The organism is Ruegeria sp. CDSB022, from assembly GCF_059611145.1.
In genome coordinates this window covers 76,266-92,425 of sequence record NZ_JBXWOZ010000010.1, presented here as the reverse complement: position 1 = coordinate 92,425, position 16,160 = coordinate 76,266, and the positions used below count along the sequence as shown (strand labels likewise).

General features: G+C 58.4%; 15 protein-coding genes. 6 read left to right on the top strand and 9 right to left on the bottom strand.

Annotated elements, in window-relative coordinates; all coding sequences use genetic code 11:
* The 4 genes from AC2FIZ_RS14855 to AC2FIZ_RS14840 are packed head-to-tail and all read right to left on the bottom strand — an operon-like array spanning position 1 to position 7,022.
* The gene (locus AC2FIZ_RS14855) at positions 1-2,049 is read right to left on the bottom strand and encodes a hydroxysqualene dehydroxylase (RefSeq protein WP_281995743.1); all 2,049 of its coding nucleotides are present in this window, start codon (positions 2,047-2,049) and stop codon (positions 1-3) included.
* Positions 2,042-2,869 carry a DUF3237 domain-containing protein gene (locus AC2FIZ_RS14850; protein ID WP_281995742.1) on the bottom strand — a complete coding sequence of 276 codons (828 nt, stop codon included), beginning with the start codon at positions 2,867-2,869 and terminating at the stop codon, positions 2,042-2,044. Before AC2FIZ_RS14850 ends, AC2FIZ_RS14855 begins: the two co-directional genes overlap by 8 nt.
* Before the next feature lie 14 nt (positions 2,870-2,883).
* Positions 2,884-3,765 (bottom strand): encapsulin, encoded by an 882-nt coding sequence (locus tag AC2FIZ_RS14845; RefSeq protein WP_271951782.1) that lies wholly within the window; start codon positions 3,763-3,765, stop codon positions 2,884-2,886.
* Between the two features lie 53 nt (positions 3,766-3,818).
* Positions 3,819-7,022, bottom strand: coding sequence for an adenylate/guanylate cyclase domain-containing protein (locus tag AC2FIZ_RS14840; RefSeq protein WP_281995741.1), 3,204 nt, complete (start codon positions 7,020-7,022; stop codon positions 3,819-3,821).
* Positions 7,023-7,470: 448 nt separating this feature from the next.
* Between AC2FIZ_RS14840 and AC2FIZ_RS14835 the strand changes: the two genes are divergently transcribed.
* The 6 genes from AC2FIZ_RS14835 (at position 7,471) to AC2FIZ_RS14810 (ending at position 11,887) form a co-directional block, all read left to right on the top strand.
* Positions 7,471-7,905: a hypothetical protein gene (locus tag AC2FIZ_RS14835; RefSeq protein WP_281973349.1), complete on the top strand. Its 435-nt coding sequence runs from the start codon at positions 7,471-7,473 to the stop codon at positions 7,903-7,905.
* Positions 7,902-8,567: a MotA/TolQ/ExbB proton channel family protein gene (locus AC2FIZ_RS14830; protein WP_271951788.1), complete on the top strand. Its 666-nt coding sequence runs from the start codon at positions 7,902-7,904 to the stop codon at positions 8,565-8,567. The genes AC2FIZ_RS14835 and AC2FIZ_RS14830 overlap by 4 nt, the downstream gene beginning before the upstream one ends.
* Positions 8,560-8,925 (top strand): biopolymer transporter ExbD, encoded by a 366-nt coding sequence (locus AC2FIZ_RS14825; protein WP_271951790.1) that lies wholly within the window; start codon positions 8,560-8,562, stop codon positions 8,923-8,925. The genes AC2FIZ_RS14830 and AC2FIZ_RS14825 overlap by 8 nt, the downstream gene beginning before the upstream one ends.
* A 4-nt stretch (positions 8,926-8,929) precedes the next feature.
* Entirely contained in the window at positions 8,930-9,307 is a 378-nt protein-coding gene (locus AC2FIZ_RS14820) for an ExbD/TolR family protein (protein ID WP_271951792.1), read from the top strand.
* Positions 9,304-10,437 (top strand): energy transducer TonB family protein, encoded by a 1,134-nt coding sequence (locus AC2FIZ_RS14815; protein WP_281995740.1) that lies wholly within the window; start codon positions 9,304-9,306, stop codon positions 10,435-10,437. The genes AC2FIZ_RS14820 and AC2FIZ_RS14815 overlap by 4 nt, the downstream gene beginning before the upstream one ends.
* A 442-nt stretch (positions 10,438-10,879) precedes the next feature.
* The gene (locus tag AC2FIZ_RS14810; protein WP_496678480.1) at positions 10,880-11,887 is read left to right on the top strand and encodes a porin; all 1,008 of its coding nucleotides are present in this window, start codon (positions 10,880-10,882) and stop codon (positions 11,885-11,887) included.
* Positions 11,888-11,947: 60 nt separating this feature from the next.
* On the opposite strand, the gene AC2FIZ_RS14805 is transcribed toward AC2FIZ_RS14810, so the two are convergent.
* From AC2FIZ_RS14805 to AC2FIZ_RS14785, 5 genes are read right to left on the bottom strand one after another with little or no spacing between them, the layout of a single operon-like run.
* Positions 11,948-12,490, bottom strand: coding sequence for a DUF3833 domain-containing protein (locus AC2FIZ_RS14805; RefSeq protein WP_496791262.1), 543 nt, complete (start codon positions 12,488-12,490; stop codon positions 11,948-11,950).
* Positions 12,487-13,104: a DUF3833 domain-containing protein gene (locus tag AC2FIZ_RS14800; RefSeq protein WP_496791261.1), complete on the bottom strand. Its 618-nt coding sequence runs from the start codon at positions 13,102-13,104 to the stop codon at positions 12,487-12,489. Before AC2FIZ_RS14800 ends, AC2FIZ_RS14805 begins: the two co-directional genes overlap by 4 nt.
* A complete protein-coding gene (locus tag AC2FIZ_RS14795; protein WP_496791260.1) occupies positions 13,101-14,324 on the bottom strand; it encodes an MFS transporter in 1,224 nt (407 codons plus the stop codon). The genes AC2FIZ_RS14800 and AC2FIZ_RS14795 overlap by 4 nt, the downstream gene beginning before the upstream one ends.
* Complete coding sequence (locus AC2FIZ_RS14790) at positions 14,324-14,869, bottom strand: hypothetical protein (RefSeq protein WP_496690286.1); 546 nt, start codon at positions 14,867-14,869, stop codon at positions 14,324-14,326. Before AC2FIZ_RS14790 ends, AC2FIZ_RS14795 begins: the two co-directional genes overlap by 1 nt.
* On the bottom strand, positions 14,820-16,154 hold the full coding sequence (locus tag AC2FIZ_RS14785; protein WP_496690285.1) for an NAD(P)/FAD-dependent oxidoreductase: 1,335 nt from the start codon (positions 16,152-16,154) through the stop codon (positions 14,820-14,822). The genes AC2FIZ_RS14790 and AC2FIZ_RS14785 overlap by 50 nt, the downstream gene beginning before the upstream one ends.
* Between the last annotated feature and the right edge of the window lie 6 nt (positions 16,155-16,160).

Genomic DNA, 16,160 nt, shown 5'->3' with positions numbered 1-16,160 from the left:
TCAGCCCTTCTGTGTGATGATGACTTTGCGACCGGACGTGTCGGTTGGCGGTGAGGTCGCCTCAACAATGCCGATCGCCAGATCTTCGGCAAAGTCCGCGCCGGGGATCGGTGTGTCCCGGCCCGGCAGATGCGCGGCCATCAGATTATAGAGCTCAGGAGGTGCCGCGAGCATGCGCAACGCGTCCGAGATCGCAGGGTCTTCGACAATTCCGCCGGGCTTGGAGTATTCGGCCGTTAGCGGACCAATCGCGGCCAGCGGTCCTTGCCCACCACGTTTGGTGCCGGTGGCGTCTTGTCCCATGCGCAAAGCGGCCTCGACAGCGATGGCAAAGCGTTCATCCCAGGGCTCACCCGCCTGATATCGGGCATAGTCATAGGCCCGCAGGGGTTGCAGGATGTCGGGCTCATGCAGATCCCAGATTTCACAGGGCTGCGCCTCAGAACCACTGCGCCGCAGGATGGCATTGACGGCTCTTCGGGCAGCCTCATTTGCGCCTTCCATGGTGGCCAGGTCGGTGTTGGTCCGGACGTAGTCGGACGCAAGCATAAAGTTCGGAATCAGCGTCGCCGCTTCGGGCCGCAGCCGCCAGCTGTTAATGCGGTTTACCAACAGCGGTTCGACATTGCTTTCTCGGGCAGGATGATCGGGGTCCTCAACGATGTCGGGATCCAGGAACCAATAATGCAGTTCTTCATCCCTGAGGACGATGTTGCCATCAACGTTCAGGCTGCGTTTGAGCTGTTCCCAGACCTCTTTGGCGATTTCTTCACGAGAGCTGTCGCGCGCGGTTTTTCCGTTCGTGCCCGGCTTGTCCCATTCGGAAATATCGACCGAGAGCAATCCCTTGGTCTTACCGTCGGCCCAGTTTTCAAAATCTATCTGGGACCAGAATTGTTTTTGCGAAACAGCCGTCAGCGCCCAAGGGCTGTCGATAAAGATCACATGGCCATGGGCCAGTTCAACATCCTTGGTCAGGTAAAACTGGATGCCATTCATCCACTGCACGTCTTCGGCAAGCAATGGCAGCTTGGCCAGACCCGGATCTACCTTTGTCATGGCCGGCGTCACCAAAGGTGCAATGCGTTCAATGGGCAGGGCGCTGATGAACCAATCACCGGTGACCTGCTTTTGCGTGCCGTCCTGTTCAACGGTGGCGCTGGAAATTCGGCCGTTTCGGCATTCAATCCCGGTGACCTTGGAATCGAAATGGTACACCACACCCCGGCTTTTCAGATATTCCAGCCAAGGCTGAATCCAGACCAGATTGGTCGGCCCGTTCAGCAGCCTGTTGCTGGTCGCCTCGGGTGTTGCGATCCCAAGCTGCAGTTGAATGGCGACATCGCCGACGGTCTTGGTGCTTGCGGTTGTCGCTTTGGCCGCCACCAGTGATCGGGTCAGGCCGATTGCCAGAAACTTCTGATAGGCCTCGGACCGCTCCGCGGCGCCGATGAATTCCCACCAGCCGATACGTTCATACTCATCGAACCGGCGCTCTTTGCACGAGGTCGCAATGCGCCACATGCAACCAAGGAAATGTTCGATATCCTCAAAGTCGATTTCGTTGCGCGGCGAGATTGTATAGGCAAAGGTCTTGAGCGCATTGGCGACCTCTTTTAGCGATTGTGGAAACCGCTCGGGTACGATGATACCGGGGTGGTCGAACTGGCTGACCAATACCTGGGTTGTCGGAACCAGATTGTCGTAGCAGGTGCCCTTGTCATAATAGGGCGTGCGCGACATCGTATTGGTGATGTGCCGGTAGAAGTTAGGGAAGAACCGGAACCCATGTTCACCGGGCAACCAGGGGCGTTTGACACCGGGTGGCAGGTCATAGCCGTGCATCCCGATCCAGTCTTTCAGCGCTCTGATATGTTCCTCTTTCGAACCGTGATCGTCTTCGCCTTCAAGCACCGGAATGCTGCGGGCCTTGCCGCCGGCGATAAGCTGACGCTCATACACTTCGACTTCGAAACCCCGTTCGATCAGCTCATGCGCGGCGCTCATCCCGCCGACGCCTCCGCCTAATATGACCACCTTTTCAGCCATCGGATGTTCCTTTCGCGGAATAGACGTCAAATCGCAGGGTGATGTCGGACAGGCTGGCCTCTCCGATTCCGAAACCCTGCAGACGGTTGATCCACATATAACGCGGATTCGAGGTCAGATACCGGGGCGCCAGCCGAACCGGGGCACTGGGTGGCAGCTTGCCCTTGGCAAGGGCGGCATAGCCATCCGTACCGAAATCGCAGATCCCGGTATCGTCGAACATGACCGGGGCACCGCCGGTTGTCGGATTGATCAGCGCCTTGGCATGCAGAATACCCACGCCATCAGGGCGCACGCGCATCCAGTCTCCGCCCACGGGCTCGATCGTTCCGTTCAGGTTCGGGCCGGTCACGGTACCGCCCTCTTTGATCGCAAAATGCAGCCATATGCCATCGGGAGTTTCACCCGATGGGTTGAAGTTGCCTGAAAACGGCACCTCAAAATGGGCGATATGATCCAGCACCGGGCTGGATGTCTCGTGTTTTGGCGCGCGATCTTCTGGTTTCGGCGCGACCGCGTTTCCGGGGTCATAATCGCGCCCGCCCGAGGTCAGAACCGGCCGCCAGGTCATCTGTTTTCCCACAGCGGGAACGGGCAGGGCCGCTGCAAATTGTTGCAACCCCGATTGTGGATCCTGACCCAGTGGCCACCCACGGACAGCCCGTTCAGGTCCGCCCCCTTCGCGATAGAACAGGCGCAGCGTGTCATGCGGAGATATCGCAGGCCCGGCCTCAACCAGAACCCGCTGTACCCCGGTGGCGGCCTGAAAGGCGGCTTCGGACCAGCGCAGTGTGACCCCGCCGTCGCTGAATTCCCGCATACCCATCGCGCCGGTCAGCACGTGATGGTCGAGATAGCCTGAGCTTCTTTGATCCTGAGGCGGAATTTCTGCTGAACGCGGAAGATATGATCGCCATCTGCCGAGGTCTGCAGATATTTGACAGCAATGTCAGAAGGCACAACAATTTCAACCGGTGCGCCCTGCAAAGACACCAGCACGGCCTTGTTCACCGGAAATGCGCCAGACCGCAGCAGCGGCCCGTCCAGAAATGGCAGAATGCTGTCGCGGGGCAGGACCATCGAGTTTTCCATCGGTGTCGTGACCGCCTGGAACAGGCCGTTACCCATCACACAGGCATAGGGTCCAAGATGACCCAGGGATTCCAGTTGACTGATCCCCGCAACCACGGCCTCGAAAACCTCGGGGCCGGTAGGCTTTTTCTTGGAACCGCTGGAAATGGGTTGTGCCTCCCCCGCTTCCAGCAGGCCTTCGTATTTTCCACCCCCGCTTACGGTATAAACCGGGGGCAGCGTGACGGGTGCGCCGGGCGCGGGTTGGGGGCCTTCACCGGTGCCGGCCTGACCGTTAAAAATGATCTCATCCTCGACCCGTGCGACAATGGCAGCCGCCCGGCGGAACATAATCAGCGCGGCGGCCAGTTCGGGATCTGCAAGCTGTGCGCCTTTGACATGGACGTTCACGGACACTGTCGACAGCCGCGTCGTATCAAAATCATTCACGCCAAAGCGCATCTTTGGACCGGTCGCTTCGGGAACCAGTTCAAGCTTGTTCAGAGGAACCGATTGGGTATCAGCCGGTAGCGGGCCGTAGAGCGGCAGAAAACTGGCAGCAATACGCGCGCGCAACGCTTCATCGTGGACGGCCTTGTTCACAGCGTCCCACTGCTGCTGGTCCAATTCAAGTGCTTCGGTCATCGTCTCCCCCTTCTGGATGGCACTGCGCGGTTAAATCTGGCAGCTATCTAATTTCATAACGTTTTAGCAAATTTGTTCAGGCAATCCAGAGCGCGTTTCTCTTGAACAACTGCCCCGATGTCACGTGCAAGCTGCAGGGCTTGATTTGCCTCAGTGACAGCTTGGTCAAGGTCGCCACGGGCGGCCAATGCTTTAGCGCGCACACGGTGATATTCCGGCTTGTTCAACATCTCTCCACGGTCCCACCCGGGCGTGCAAACATGTTCAAGCCGGTTCAGGGCGTCCTCGATATGACCCTGATCTATCAACAGCTCGGACAGGACAATCTGGTTTTGCGGGAAGGTAAAGTTGCCGCCAGCCTGGGACACAAGGTCCATATAGGTCCCGACACGAGCAGCCCCCCCGATCACGTCACCTTTGCCCGCCTGAGCCAGACCCAGATAGATATCCTGCATTGCGTGAAGATACAGGAACCCTTCTTCGTCCGCGATCCGACGCGCTTCGTTCATCGTATCGTCCAGCAAGTCCCATTCGCCCGCATACGGAAGGAACATCGACGACGCGCCCATAATGTAAACAAGGTTGGGGGCGTGTTCGAACGGCTTGCTGATTTCGATCGACTTCAGGCGGGCCTCTTCGGCCTCGTCGAATTTGCCAAGCTGCCACAGAAGACAGCCCTGAATGGCAAAGAACGACGCGCTGGTCGAGGACTGGGTCATCGGCATCATGGCCATGTCAAGCTCGGGCGTGATCAGGGCAAGGCCCCGTTCAAGCTGTCTTTCGCAATCGGCGAACTCGCCGCGGAAATAATGAGTATAGCTGAGCGCTCGAGCAGCAAGGACGTTTGTAACCGGATCCGGTGCAAGGCTGGCCATGCCGTCAAGGGCCTGCGCCATCTCAAGTGCGCGGTTCATCTGGCCCGACACAAAGAAATGCGTCCATCGGCAGAAGGTCGCGGCAAACAGGGTTTCGCCCGCACCCAGCGCCTGTGCAAGATGCATCGCACGGGCTGCGGTCTGCCCAACCTGTGTGGATGACCAACCGTGTATCGCCATGAACGCAGGCAACACATTCATCTGAACGCCAAGCTCTACCCCATCTCGTTCGGGACCGCCGGGCATCGTTTCGATATTGCGCAATGCGGCCTGAAAAGCGGCAATCGCCGGTAGGTTCGCAAGGCGGCTGAGGGCCTGTTCACCCGCCAGAACCCAGTGGGTAACAGCCTCGCCCTTAAGACCGCCTAGATCGCAGTGATGCGCCACGGTATCCGGTGTCGGGTTACCAAAAGCCTTGTGACCGGCCAGCAATTCTTTGGCGATTTTCAGGTGAATCTGTTCCCGGTCTTCAAGTAAAAGCGACTGGTACGCTGTGTCCTGCACCAGCGCATGGTGGAACGTGTAAGTCGGCGCCCCGGCTTCGCTGGTGATGGATACCAGACCTGCACCGATCAGTTGGATCAATGCCGATTCCACATCCGTTTCCTTGGGCGCTACCGCATGGATCATCGCCGACGTGAAGCTGCGGCCAATCACGGATCCCAACTGCGCTACAGGTCGCGCATTTTCCATCCGGTCCAGCCGCGACATCAGCGAGTCATGAAGAGTTGCGGGGATACTGAGGGTTCCCATTACCCCGGCGTCGATGGGCACGTCCTGCGGCAGTTGATCCAGAACCGCCTTGGTCATTTCCTCGATATAAAGCGGTACACCATCGGCTTTTTCGACAATCTGTCTGACCAAAGTGACCGGCAGGCCGCGCGGTACGGCAACACGGCGCACCAGTTCAGACGCTTCGAGAACCGAAAGAGGTGTCAATTCGACGATTGACGCGCGGCCTTCAAAATGTTCCGGAGGCTCGTATTCAGGGCGGTGCGTCAGAACCACAAGGATGGGCAACTGGTCCAAGGCGTCGATCAGCGCGTCCAAGGCATCCAGCGTGGTTGCGTCCGCCCAGTGCACATCTTCGAATACCAACAGCAATGACCCGCGTTCATCGCAGATGCTCCCGGCACAGCGGATCAGCAAGTCCAAAGATTTGCGGGCTTTCTTGATCGGATCGGGTTCGACCGGAGCGTCAGTTTCAAACCCGGCCAAATCCAATAGCAGCGCAGCATCTTCTTCGGTCAAACGAGAGGCGTTTTTCGCGTATTCCCTGATCGACTCGGTTACCTTGTCGGTATCAGTCTCATCCCCTGCAAACCGCCGAAGCTCGGCACGCAGCGGGTGCAGGGGCAAACTGGCAAGATGCGGGACACATTGCAGGGTCATAGGCCTTTGTCCCAGCGTTTTGCTGAGGGAATTGATCAGCCGCGATTTCCCGATACCGGCCGGGCCACCAACCAGCGCAACCTGACCCGATCCGCGCAGCACATGATCCCAAAGCCCTGTCAGGCCGGTCAGGTCGTCTTCGCGGGCAACCAATTTGACCGTGGACTTGCCGGTGCGCGCGTCGAACCGGCTGGCGGCGATCTTTTCGTCAATAACGCGGAAGACCGAGCGCTCACCATCAAATCCCTTCAATTCGTGATTGCCGCGCGGTTCAAAGTTAAAGGCCCCTTTTGTCAGGCGCCATGTCTCGGACGAGACGACAACTTCACCGGGATTGGCCAACCCCTGAAGGCGCGAGGCAAGGTTGGCCGTTTCGCCAACAATGAAATCCTGTGTTCCCAGGCTGGCAGAGGAAACAACCCCGACAACGACAACTCCGGTTGCGATTCCCGCGCGCAGGTCCAGGTTTTCACCGAACTTGTTTTCCAGATTCTGAACCGCTTCGATGGTTTCCAAAACTGCACGCACCGCGCGCTCGGTATCATCTTCAGTGGCTTTCGGATATCCGAAATACATCATGATGCCATCGCCCTGCTTATAAGCCAGGTGGCATCCGTGTTGTTTCATCGTGCCGATGGCGGTGTCCAGATACAGATTCATGATCTGCATCAGCTCTTCCGGATCATGCCGCTGTGCTAATTGCGTGGACCCGACCAGATCGCAGAATACAAGCGTCAGCTGTCGCCGTTCGGCCACGCGGGACATTGCGGGTCTGTCGGACGCTTCCTGAAGCTTCAGTTGTGCCTGTGTTTGCCGAAAACGTTTCCTTTGACCGACAGTCAAACCCAGATCTCGAAGTTCCGGGTCTGTCAATTCGTCCAATATTACGTCGTCTATCCCTTCTTCGAGAAACCGCGCGCTGAAGTCATGTAGATCGGCGTTTTGCAGAATAGTTGAAAGGCGTGTGGATTTCCCGATGACAGTCGTCATTGATCAGCGCTTGCCCCCTGGTACTTCTTCGGCACATCGTTGCATGCCTCATTCGTGTCAATATCGCGCCGAATCCAAAAGATTGACGTGGTATCAGACCAATTTGGTAACAAGTGTGGCAGATGTCGGGCCGAATTGCTATGATATTGCGGTCAAGCCTCCCAAATGAATGGTTTTGTTGTCAAATCGGAACCAGCCCGGTGTGGTCGCACCACTCAGACGCAATTTCGGTCGGTCCGAGGTTAATTGGCACCAGGTACAAGGCCTCAGGGGTTCAGGTTAATCCGGCCGGAAACCAGTGGCCTGACCGGATGGCCATAAATATGCCGGTTGGTCACAAATGCGTCGCGAGCCCTTTCGCGGGCCATAGCTCTTGGATAAAAGAATAACGCGCCAGCACCGAAACGCCGGCCTTCGATGTCTTCATTGAATTACCGGGAGAATACCTGTGACGTCTTTCCGCCTGGCGAAACTCGCGATCCTTTGTCTTGGCATTCCAACCATGTCCCCTGCGCAATCCGCCGAGGACCCAAGCGCTGGGCTGTTGATGGAACTGAACAATCTGCAACAGGTCGATGGCAACTGCCGATTGTCATTTCTGGTGCAAAATCAGACCGGTGCCGAGATTGAGGCCGCCAATTATGAAACCGTTATCTTTAACGCTGAGGGCAATGTTGTCAGCCTGACGCTGTATAAATTCCGCGATATTCCTGCAGGTCGTCTACGGGTGCGGCAGTTCAGCATCGCGGACATGAGCTGCGGCGATGTTGGCCGGATTCTAATCAACGGATCCAATACATGTACGGTCGAAGGCGCCGAGAGCGATCTGTGCGACGCGGCCCTGACCCTGAACAACCGAACAGATGTGGAGTTTCTCAGATGAGCCCGCTTGATGCTTTGCGTGAAATTGTTGCCCTTGGCGGGCCGGTGGTTGCGGTCCTGATCGCCATGTCGATCGTGACGCTGGCCGTCACGCTGTACAAGCTTTGGCAGTTCACCGTTTCCGGTGTCGGTCGGCACAAGATCCTGTCCCAGGCGCTTGCGGCCTGGGATGCAGGTGACACGCAAGCCGCAAGGGCCAAGCTGGCGGAAAGCCGCAGTTATCTTGCGCCGCTAGTCAGCACTGCCATGGATGCGCCCATCATGCCCGGGCTGGACCAAAGGCTGGATGCCGAGGCCGGGTTGGCCTTGGCGGGCCTTGAACGCGGCTTTCGCCTGCTGGACACCGTGGCACAGCTGGCGCCTCTGCTGGGCCTGTTCGGCACCGTCCTTGGCATGATCGAAGCGTTCCAGAGCCTTCAGACTGCCGGATCGTCGGTTGATCCCTCGCTGCTTGCGGGCGGTATCTGGGTAGCGCTGGTCACCACAGCGGTTGGTCTGGCCGTGGCGATGCCGACCTCGATGGTTCTGTCCTGGTTCGAAAGTCGCACTGCGCGCGAACGGGTTTTCGCCGACAAGGCCTTGAGGACCGTTCTTGTTCCGGGGCGGGGATCGTCAGACCCTGCCCAGATGGCCGCTGTCCCAACGACAGCAGATCATGCGTAATCGGGCACCATTTGTGCGACGGCCAATGTCGATGACGCCGCTCATCGACATCATTTTCCTTTTGTTGCTTTTCTTCATGCTGACTTCGACCTTCTCGAAATATGCCGAGATCGAATTGAGCAGTGCGACCGGCGGCGCCTCGACCGACGAAGTTACGGGTCAGCGGGTGTTTCTGCAGCTGGGATCAGAGCGCCTGATCCTGAACGGTGTGCCGGTCACATTGGACGACGTGGTCGAACAGGTGAACACCGGTCAGGTCCTGGTCAGCCTCGACCCCGATACAACCTCGCAAAGGCTGGTCAATCTGCTGGTACGGTTGCGTGGCCGTGACGGGTTGAGCGTTCTGGTGCTGGAGTGAGGCGATGATCCGCAATATTCGACCCCGCCGCAAACGCGATTCGACCATTGCTTTGATCAATGTCGTGTTTCTGATGCTGATCTTCTTTTTGATCACCGGAACGATAGCGCCGCCGCTGGATCCGGATCTGCAGCTTGTTGATACGTCAGAACTGGAGGGCAGTGAGCCCCCCGACGCGTTGGTTCTGCACAAGAACGGATTGCTCAGCTTTCGGGGCCAGCCGATGACCCCCGAAGCCTATATGACCGGCCGCGACCCCGCGCCGGTGCGGATCGTGCCCGACCGGGATGCACCGGGCCACCGGCTGATCGAGGTGACGGGGACTCTGCGGCGGTTGGGGGCGACGTCGGTCTTTGTCGTGACCGAAAAGGCGCTGGAATGATCAGACGCTCGGTTGTCATTGCGACTATTGCGGTGCTGGTGTCGCTGTTGATTCACTTAGGCGGGTTGAGCGTGACAGCGCCCCATCTGACGGAAACCGCAGAACCCGCAGGCCCGGCCGATGCCATCGCGCTGGGCAATGAGTTCGAAGAGATTGCCGATGTCGTTGCGGACCCGGTTGAGCCCGAGCCCGCCCCCGAATCCGAACCGGAACCGGAAGAGCCGCTGGAGCCCGAACCGGCACCCGAACCCGAAGAAGTGCCGGTCAGCGAAGCATTGGTCGCCTCTGATAACCCTCAGCAGGTCCCTTCACCCGATCTGGGCAAGTCCGAAATCGTGCGCCCGGTTGTGACGGAAACGGTTGAGCCGTCGGAAACCACATCTGAGACACCTTCGGACGCAAATGAAGCCGCCAGCCAGGACGAAGATTCCACGCCTCAGGCCGAACCCAGTGAGCAGGCCGAAACACCCGAAGGAGTGCCCGAGGCCAGCCCGGTGCAAGCCGAAGAACAGGCAGCGGTTGACCCGGCCCCGGCCGAAGTTCCCACGCCCGAGCCATCGCCGGTTCCCGACATACCGCTGATAGCTGACATACCCGACGTCGACATCCCACTTGTCGAGCCCGAACCCGAACCTGAGGCGAAAGAAGAGACAGCGACGGCACTAACCTCTTCGGTGCGTCCGAAGCTACCGGATCAACGACCTAGTTCCAAACCGCAGGGCGTCTTGCCGGGCTCCAACGATTTCAGTGATCTGCGGTTCCCTGAGAAAGAGGTCGAATCCCCGCTGTCGCAGTACAAACGCGCGGGAATTGACCCGTTCACACGCGGCAACACCAGTGCCGGTTCAGGGGGAAGGGGGCCAGGCAATTCCACCAAAACCAACTATGCTGGCCGTGTGCTCATGCATCTGAACCGGGCGCCTTTGGTCTATGTTTCGGCGCGCGGTTTCGCTCAGGTCTTTTTTCAGATCAACCCGGATGGAACCTTGGCCTTTGTCGATGTGGTCGACAGCTCTGGATCCCCCGAAGTCGACCGTGCTGCCAAGGCGCAGGTTCGCGCGGCGTCGCCTTTCCCGTTGCCCCCTGGCGGTGTCAGCCGCAGCCTGTCATTTTTCTATAGCAGCAACTAGCATATGGTGCCGTAGCAGGATCGCATCCGACCCGAGGCGCGGCTGGGCATTATGCCGTCTGAATGGGCGTGGTTTTGGACGAGGCAATACCCGGAACGCGGACTCTCAGATTGCGACTCACCTGAAATTGGGCTGCAGTCACAACAGGGGTAGGGACCGAGAATCCCTGAATCATGCGACCTGTCAATAATTCCCGGTTTAAAGAGGTGGTCTGGCTTTTTTGCGTTCAAATTTTTGTAACGTTTCCAATGAGCGAACAAAGTGCTCGAAAAGCTTGAATATCTGTGCCCTGCGGCCTTTTTGCCCGGTGCAAAGTGGCAACACCGTCGCAGGCAGAGGGCGTGGAAAATCCCGTCTCGCTATTGTGCCCATGCTGAAATTATTCGACCAATTTAGCCGCCGCTTCGGTGGCACTACTCCTCTCAAAACTTATGGATTAACCATGAAAAACGTACTCATCGCATCGACCGCGCTGATTGCAACCGCCAGTGTTGCTGCCGCGGAAGTCAAATTCAGCGGCTATGGCCGCTTTGGTCTGGGCTATGAAGAAGACCGTTCAGCAACCACCACCACAACGACCGCGTCTGGTGCGGTCAATTCAAACAACGCCTCGACCGACGATACCATTTTGGTGTCGCGTTTTCGTCTGAACATCGACGCCAGTGCCGAAACAGATGGCGGCGTTGAATTCCAGGGCCGTGTTCGTCTGCAGGCGGATGACGATTCAAGCACCGGCGAGCAGAACGAAGCTGGCCTGAATGGCGCCCGTTTCTCGGTTATCTATGGCGGCCTGCGTGTTGACGCCGGTAACGTTTCGGGTTCGTTCGACAACCTGGATGACTACTTCGGTACCGAGCCGGGCCTGGAAGAATTCCTGGGTCAGTATTCGGGCGTGAACTATTCCTTCCTGGAATACAGCTCAACCGGCACGGGCGCGAATGCTGTGTTCTTCCGCTACACCGTTGGCGATCTGGCATTCTCGGCATCCTATGACCAGGACACGAAATTCCTGGGCGCAGGCATCACTGACGACCGTGACCGCTGGGACGTAAGCGCATCTTATACCTTCAACAACTTCACCGCCTCGCTGGCATATGGTGAAACTGATGAAGGTGCAGGCGTTGACAAGGAAAGCCTGACTGTTCTGACCCTGGGTGCAGAACTGGGCGATTTCTACGGCACCCTGTTCGTGGCTGACGATGACGTCAACAACGACGCCGAAGACGGCACCGCTTATGGTTTCTCGGTCGCCTATGATCTGGGTGCGGCAACCACGCTGCAGCTGGTTTACGGTGACGGTTCGGCTGACGACGACACCCGCAACATCGGTGTTGGCGCCATCTATGACCTGGGCGGCGGTGTATCGCTGCGTGGTGCAGTTGGCGAGATCAAAGACGGCGACGACGACGGCAAGATCCGTGCCGACTTTGGTGCTCAGTTCAACTTCTAAGCTGATCTGAACCAGATTGATCTAAGGGCGGGCCTTCGGGTTCGCCCTTTTTCTGTCTGACTATTTCTTTTCAAAGAACAAAATGGCCTCACCCAGCCGGATGCCATAGCGCGAGACATAGGCCCGGTTCAGCAGCCGGTCATCGCTCAGCATCCACATCCAGTCATCGAAATCGACCCGCATGGTCCCATCCTTGACGGGCAGGTCGATCTTGTAGGTCCAGTTGAACGTATCGCCACGCTCGATCCCGCTGGCGGTGCCCAGCACGCCGGGGGCTGTGCCGGTCCAGCTATCCTTGCCGGTTTTGGTCAGGGTCCAGACGCGCTGCTCGGTTGCGCCGTCGTCATAGACGAAATCCTCGATCAGGGTCAGCGTCTCGCCATCCCATGTACCATTGATATCAACAGTGAACCGGCGTGGCACATTGCCCAGAACATCCTGAAATTGACCATAGGCCACAGTCTGACCCTCAAAGAACTCTTCCAGGTTCAACTGCCGATCGGACAAAAAGGTCTTGGGGGTTCGGGGTTTCGCGGAGCAGGCAGCCAGAACGGTCAGCCCCAGAACAGCAAGGCCAGCGATGAAAACACGACGTGGTTTCATTGCAGCACCCGTGTTTCAGCGGCGGTGTCATGGCCATTCGCCCGGTCCAGATAGGCCGATTTGGTGGATGGCGCCGGGCGCATGGTGGCTATCAGCTCGGCGACTTTGATGCCGAACTTTCGCATCTCGGACCGGTTCATGATCACGCCACTTTCCGTCAGGTACATCCAGTCGGTTACGTCCAGCGTGTGTCCCCCTGCGTCCTCGGGCAGGATGATCTTGTAGGTCAGCTTTACGGTCGAGCCCGAGACCGTGCCGCGCCCTTCGCCCACGATGTCATCTGCTGTCGCGATGAATGTGTTTCCTGTGCCCAGAGTCAGATACCATTTGCGGGCCATCTTCTTGCCGTTGGAATAGGTGAAATTCTCGGTCAGAGTGCCTGTGTTGCCGTCCCATTCCCCGACCATACGGGCGACAAAGCTGTTCGACATCTTACCGTCGGGGCCATAGATCAGCCCTTCGGACAGGATCTCCCCGTTCAGGTTTTCCGTCATCTTAAACGCGGGGCCGGTGCCGCTGTAATCCTCAGGCGATTGGGCCCGAAAGCTGAGATAGCGCCCTTTTGCGATGGACAGGGCGAAGATGATGAGCAGGGCAATGGCAAGTAGTTTCATTTGGCTGAGACCTCAGTTGGCAGCGTCAGGACCATTCCAAACGCGCCGAGTTTCAGGATGCAGGGCAAAATGGCATAGGCGAGGTTGAGCGTTTGCAGCGCCTCGGCTGAATTTGCCTGTCCCGGAGTGAATCCGCTGCGTTCCAGCAATGGCAGGGTGAAGAAGGCCGCCAGGGCCAGCCCCAGCTTGCCCGCGAAGGACCAGATGCCGAATGCGGCGGATGCGTTCAGACCTGCGCGTGTCAGAGCGACCGAGAACATGGCCGGCAGCACCACCATATCCGCCCCAAGTGCGGCGCCCGATGCAATGCAGATCAGGGCGAACCCGGCTAGGCTGCCGGTTGACAGCGTCGCGGCGCTGACAAAGGCCGCAATCGACAGCGGCATGGCGATCATTAGGGTCTGTTTCGGGCCAATCCGATTGCTGAGCCGCGCCCAAAGGGGCACGCTTGCCCCCGCGCTGAGGAAGAACAAGATCAACAGCGGTCCTGCCATGCCTGGCAGTTGCAGCCGGTCTTCGACAAAAAACAGAAACAGAGTCGAGGTGATGGCGACCGGCAAGCTGTTGATCAGCGCAAGAACCAGCAGGCGCAGCGCACCGGCATCGCCGAGCCCGGAAAAGGTCAGGGCTTGTCCGGTTATCGGCGCGCGTCGCCAGATCGGGGCCGTCAGGACAAAGGTCAGAATGGCGATGAGGCCCAAAAACAGCCCGAACGCAGGATAGCCCTGCGCCTGCGCGCCAAAGGCGACAAACAGCGCGGGGGCACTTGCGGCAAGTATCACGCCGGTTAGCTGCCCGCCCTCGCGATAGGCGGCGAGTGTCATCAGCTCGGACGGGGTGGGCGTTTTGGACAACGTGGCGCTGCGGCCATAGAGCAGGATGGTTCCCAGGCTGTAGGCTGAAAACAGCAGGATAAGGATGGCCACCAAACTGGCAACGGACGCGCCCTCAGACAGAGTGAACAGCAGCGGGAAGCCAACCGCCAGCCCAAGTGCGGCGAGGGCAGCAAACAAAAGCTGGCCACCAGGCCACCGGTCAATCGCCCAGCCAATCAGGGGATCCTGCACAAGGTCAACCAAACGGATCAGCAACAGGACGGCGCCGATCACCCCAAGGCCAATACCCAGATTGACCGCCGCAAAACGCGGCAGGTGAATGTAAAGCGGGATGCCTGCAGCGGCGAGCATCAACGCATAGAGACTGACCCGGGGATACAGCATCACTGACCCTTCAACTGCCGGGTAAAGTTGGCCGATCTGGTGTTGCTGCCAAGAAAGATCGACATGAATGCGCGCGTGATGCCCGGGCTCGACAAGGTGCAGGTTCTGCTGCCATTGCGCCAGAACCCGATCTTGTCCGGCCCCTTCGAGATTGCCAAATAGCTGTCGCCTTTGCTGACGGCCTGAAAACAGGCCTGCAACTGATCGGCGGTTGGAGGCGGGTTGCCCTGTCGCACCATTTCGTCAAGCGTCGACTTGATCAGAGCCTTCTGCGCGATGGATCTGCGGTATGTCAGTTTCAGTCCGAACTCTTGATTCCAGTTAAACGGCGCGCCGCCGGGCGTATAAAGCCTGGCATCGTAAACCGGCAAACCCAGGAACCGGAACGTAGAGCTGCCCAGAACCTGCGGATCGCCCAACCGTTCAGCCAAAGGTGACGCCGCTAAACCGCAGGGCAGCACCATCGCCAGCGCCAGAATGGCCTGGCGCAACAGCTCAAAGATCGGCCGCAACAGGGATGGCCGCGATCTGTTCGGGGGTGCCATTGTCTGCTCCGATGGTTTGCGGGCCGCCAGTGATCCGCTCGACGACATGCATGGCGCTGGCAATCCCGTCTTCGTGAAACCCGTGCCGGTTATAGGCGCCCGCAAACCAGGTGCGGTTCTGTCCCTGCATCTCGCGGATTTGCCCCTGTGCCCAAAGTGCGGCCTTGTCAAAAACCGGATGGGCGAATTCGACCTTATCATAGATCTTGTCGGCGGCGATCTCGGATGAGGCGTTCAGCGTCACAAACAGCGGGTCACTGTCGGGAATATTCTGCAGCCGGTTCATCCAATAGGTCACCCCGACATTCCCGGCCTGCGAGCGATAGGTCCAGCTGGACCAGCAGGCCCGGCGTTTGGGCATCTGCGACGGATCGCAATGCAGGATGGCCGTGTTGGGCTGATACCGGATCGCGCCAAGCGCGGCTGCTTCGGCTGGGGTGGCATCCTGGCCCAGAATGGCAAGGGATTGATCCGAGTGGGTGGCCAGAATGATCTCATCATACTGATCCGACTGGCCTTGGCTGTGAACGGTCACGCCTATCTCATTGCGCTGAACCCTCTGAACGGGGCTGGCCAGACGTATTTCGGCCCCGCGGGCACGCAGGGTGGCGTCAATCCGGCGGACATATTCAATGCTGCCGCCCTTGACCGTGTACCATTGGTGCTGATTGGCGCGGCCATTGGCCAGCAGAGCGTGATTGCGAAAGAACTGCACCAGCGACCGCGCTGGGAATTGATCCACAAATTCAACCGGGGTCGACCAGATCGCCCCGCACATGGGCATCAGGTAATTGTGCCGAAACCAGTGCCCCAACCGCAGCTGATCAACCAGCTCTCCGATCGTTGTGTCATCGTCCTTGGCTGCGTCCGGGGCCTCTCTGCCAAAACGCAGGATGTCGGCGATCATCTTGTAATAGGCCGGCCGCGCAAGGTTGCGTTTCTGCGCCGTAAGAGTGCGCAGGTTGTTCAGCCCGTATTCGATGCGCCCGTTGTCGATGGTCGCACCAAAGCTCATCTCGGATTTTTCGACAGGCACGTTCAGCGTATCGAACAACCGTGTCAGGTAAGGGTAGGTGGCATAGTTGAAGACGATAAAACCGGTATCGACGGGCTGATCGCCATTTTTTCCCGCCATGACCGTGCGGGCATGCCCGCCAAGCCTGGGTTCAGCCTCAAAGAGTGTCACGTCATTGTTTTCGGAAAGATAATAAGCTGCTGAAAGGCCTGAAATGCCTGCGCCAACAATGGCGATTTTTTTCCTGCCCCTTTGGGTTTCGTCGAACATGATAGC

Bases quoted from the DNA above. Each gene is read 5' to 3' on its own strand.
- AC2FIZ_RS14855 (WP_281995743.1), bottom strand. From the start codon at position 2,049: ATGGCTGAAAAGGTGGTCATATTAGGCGGAGGCGTCGGCGGGATGAGC.
- AC2FIZ_RS14850 (WP_281995742.1), bottom strand. From the start codon at position 2,869: ATGCGGGAATTCAGCGACGGCGGGGTCACACTGCGCTGGTCCGAAGCC.
- AC2FIZ_RS14845 (WP_271951782.1), bottom strand. From the start codon at position 3,765: ATGACCGAAGCACTTGAATTGGACCAGCAGCAGTGGGACGCTGTGAAC.
- AC2FIZ_RS14840 (WP_281995741.1), bottom strand. From the start codon at position 7,022: ATGACGACTGTCATCGGGAAATCCACACGCCTTTCAACTATTCTGCAA.
- AC2FIZ_RS14830 (WP_271951788.1), top strand. From the start codon at position 7,902: ATGAGCCCGCTTGATGCTTTGCGTGAAATTGTTGCCCTTGGCGGGCCG.
- AC2FIZ_RS14825 (WP_271951790.1), top strand. From the start codon at position 8,560: ATGCGTAATCGGGCACCATTTGTGCGACGGCCAATGTCGATGACGCCG.
- AC2FIZ_RS14820 (WP_271951792.1), top strand. From the start codon at position 8,930: ATGATCCGCAATATTCGACCCCGCCGCAAACGCGATTCGACCATTGCT.
- AC2FIZ_RS14815 (WP_281995740.1), top strand. From the start codon at position 9,304: ATGATCAGACGCTCGGTTGTCATTGCGACTATTGCGGTGCTGGTGTCG.
- AC2FIZ_RS14810 (WP_496678480.1), top strand. From the start codon at position 10,880: ATGAAAAACGTACTCATCGCATCGACCGCGCTGATTGCAACCGCCAGT.
- AC2FIZ_RS14805 (WP_496791262.1), bottom strand. From the start codon at position 12,490: ATGAAACCACGTCGTGTTTTCATCGCTGGCCTTGCTGTTCTGGGGCTG.
- AC2FIZ_RS14800 (WP_496791261.1), bottom strand. From the start codon at position 13,104: ATGAAACTACTTGCCATTGCCCTGCTCATCATCTTCGCCCTGTCCATC.
- AC2FIZ_RS14795 (WP_496791260.1), bottom strand. From the start codon at position 14,324: ATGCTGTATCCCCGGGTCAGTCTCTATGCGTTGATGCTCGCCGCTGCA.
- AC2FIZ_RS14790 (WP_496690286.1), bottom strand. From the start codon at position 14,869: ATGGCACCCCCGAACAGATCGCGGCCATCCCTGTTGCGGCCGATCTTT.
- AC2FIZ_RS14785 (WP_496690285.1), bottom strand. From the start codon at position 16,154: ATGTTCGACGAAACCCAAAGGGGCAGGAAAAAAATCGCCATTGTTGGC.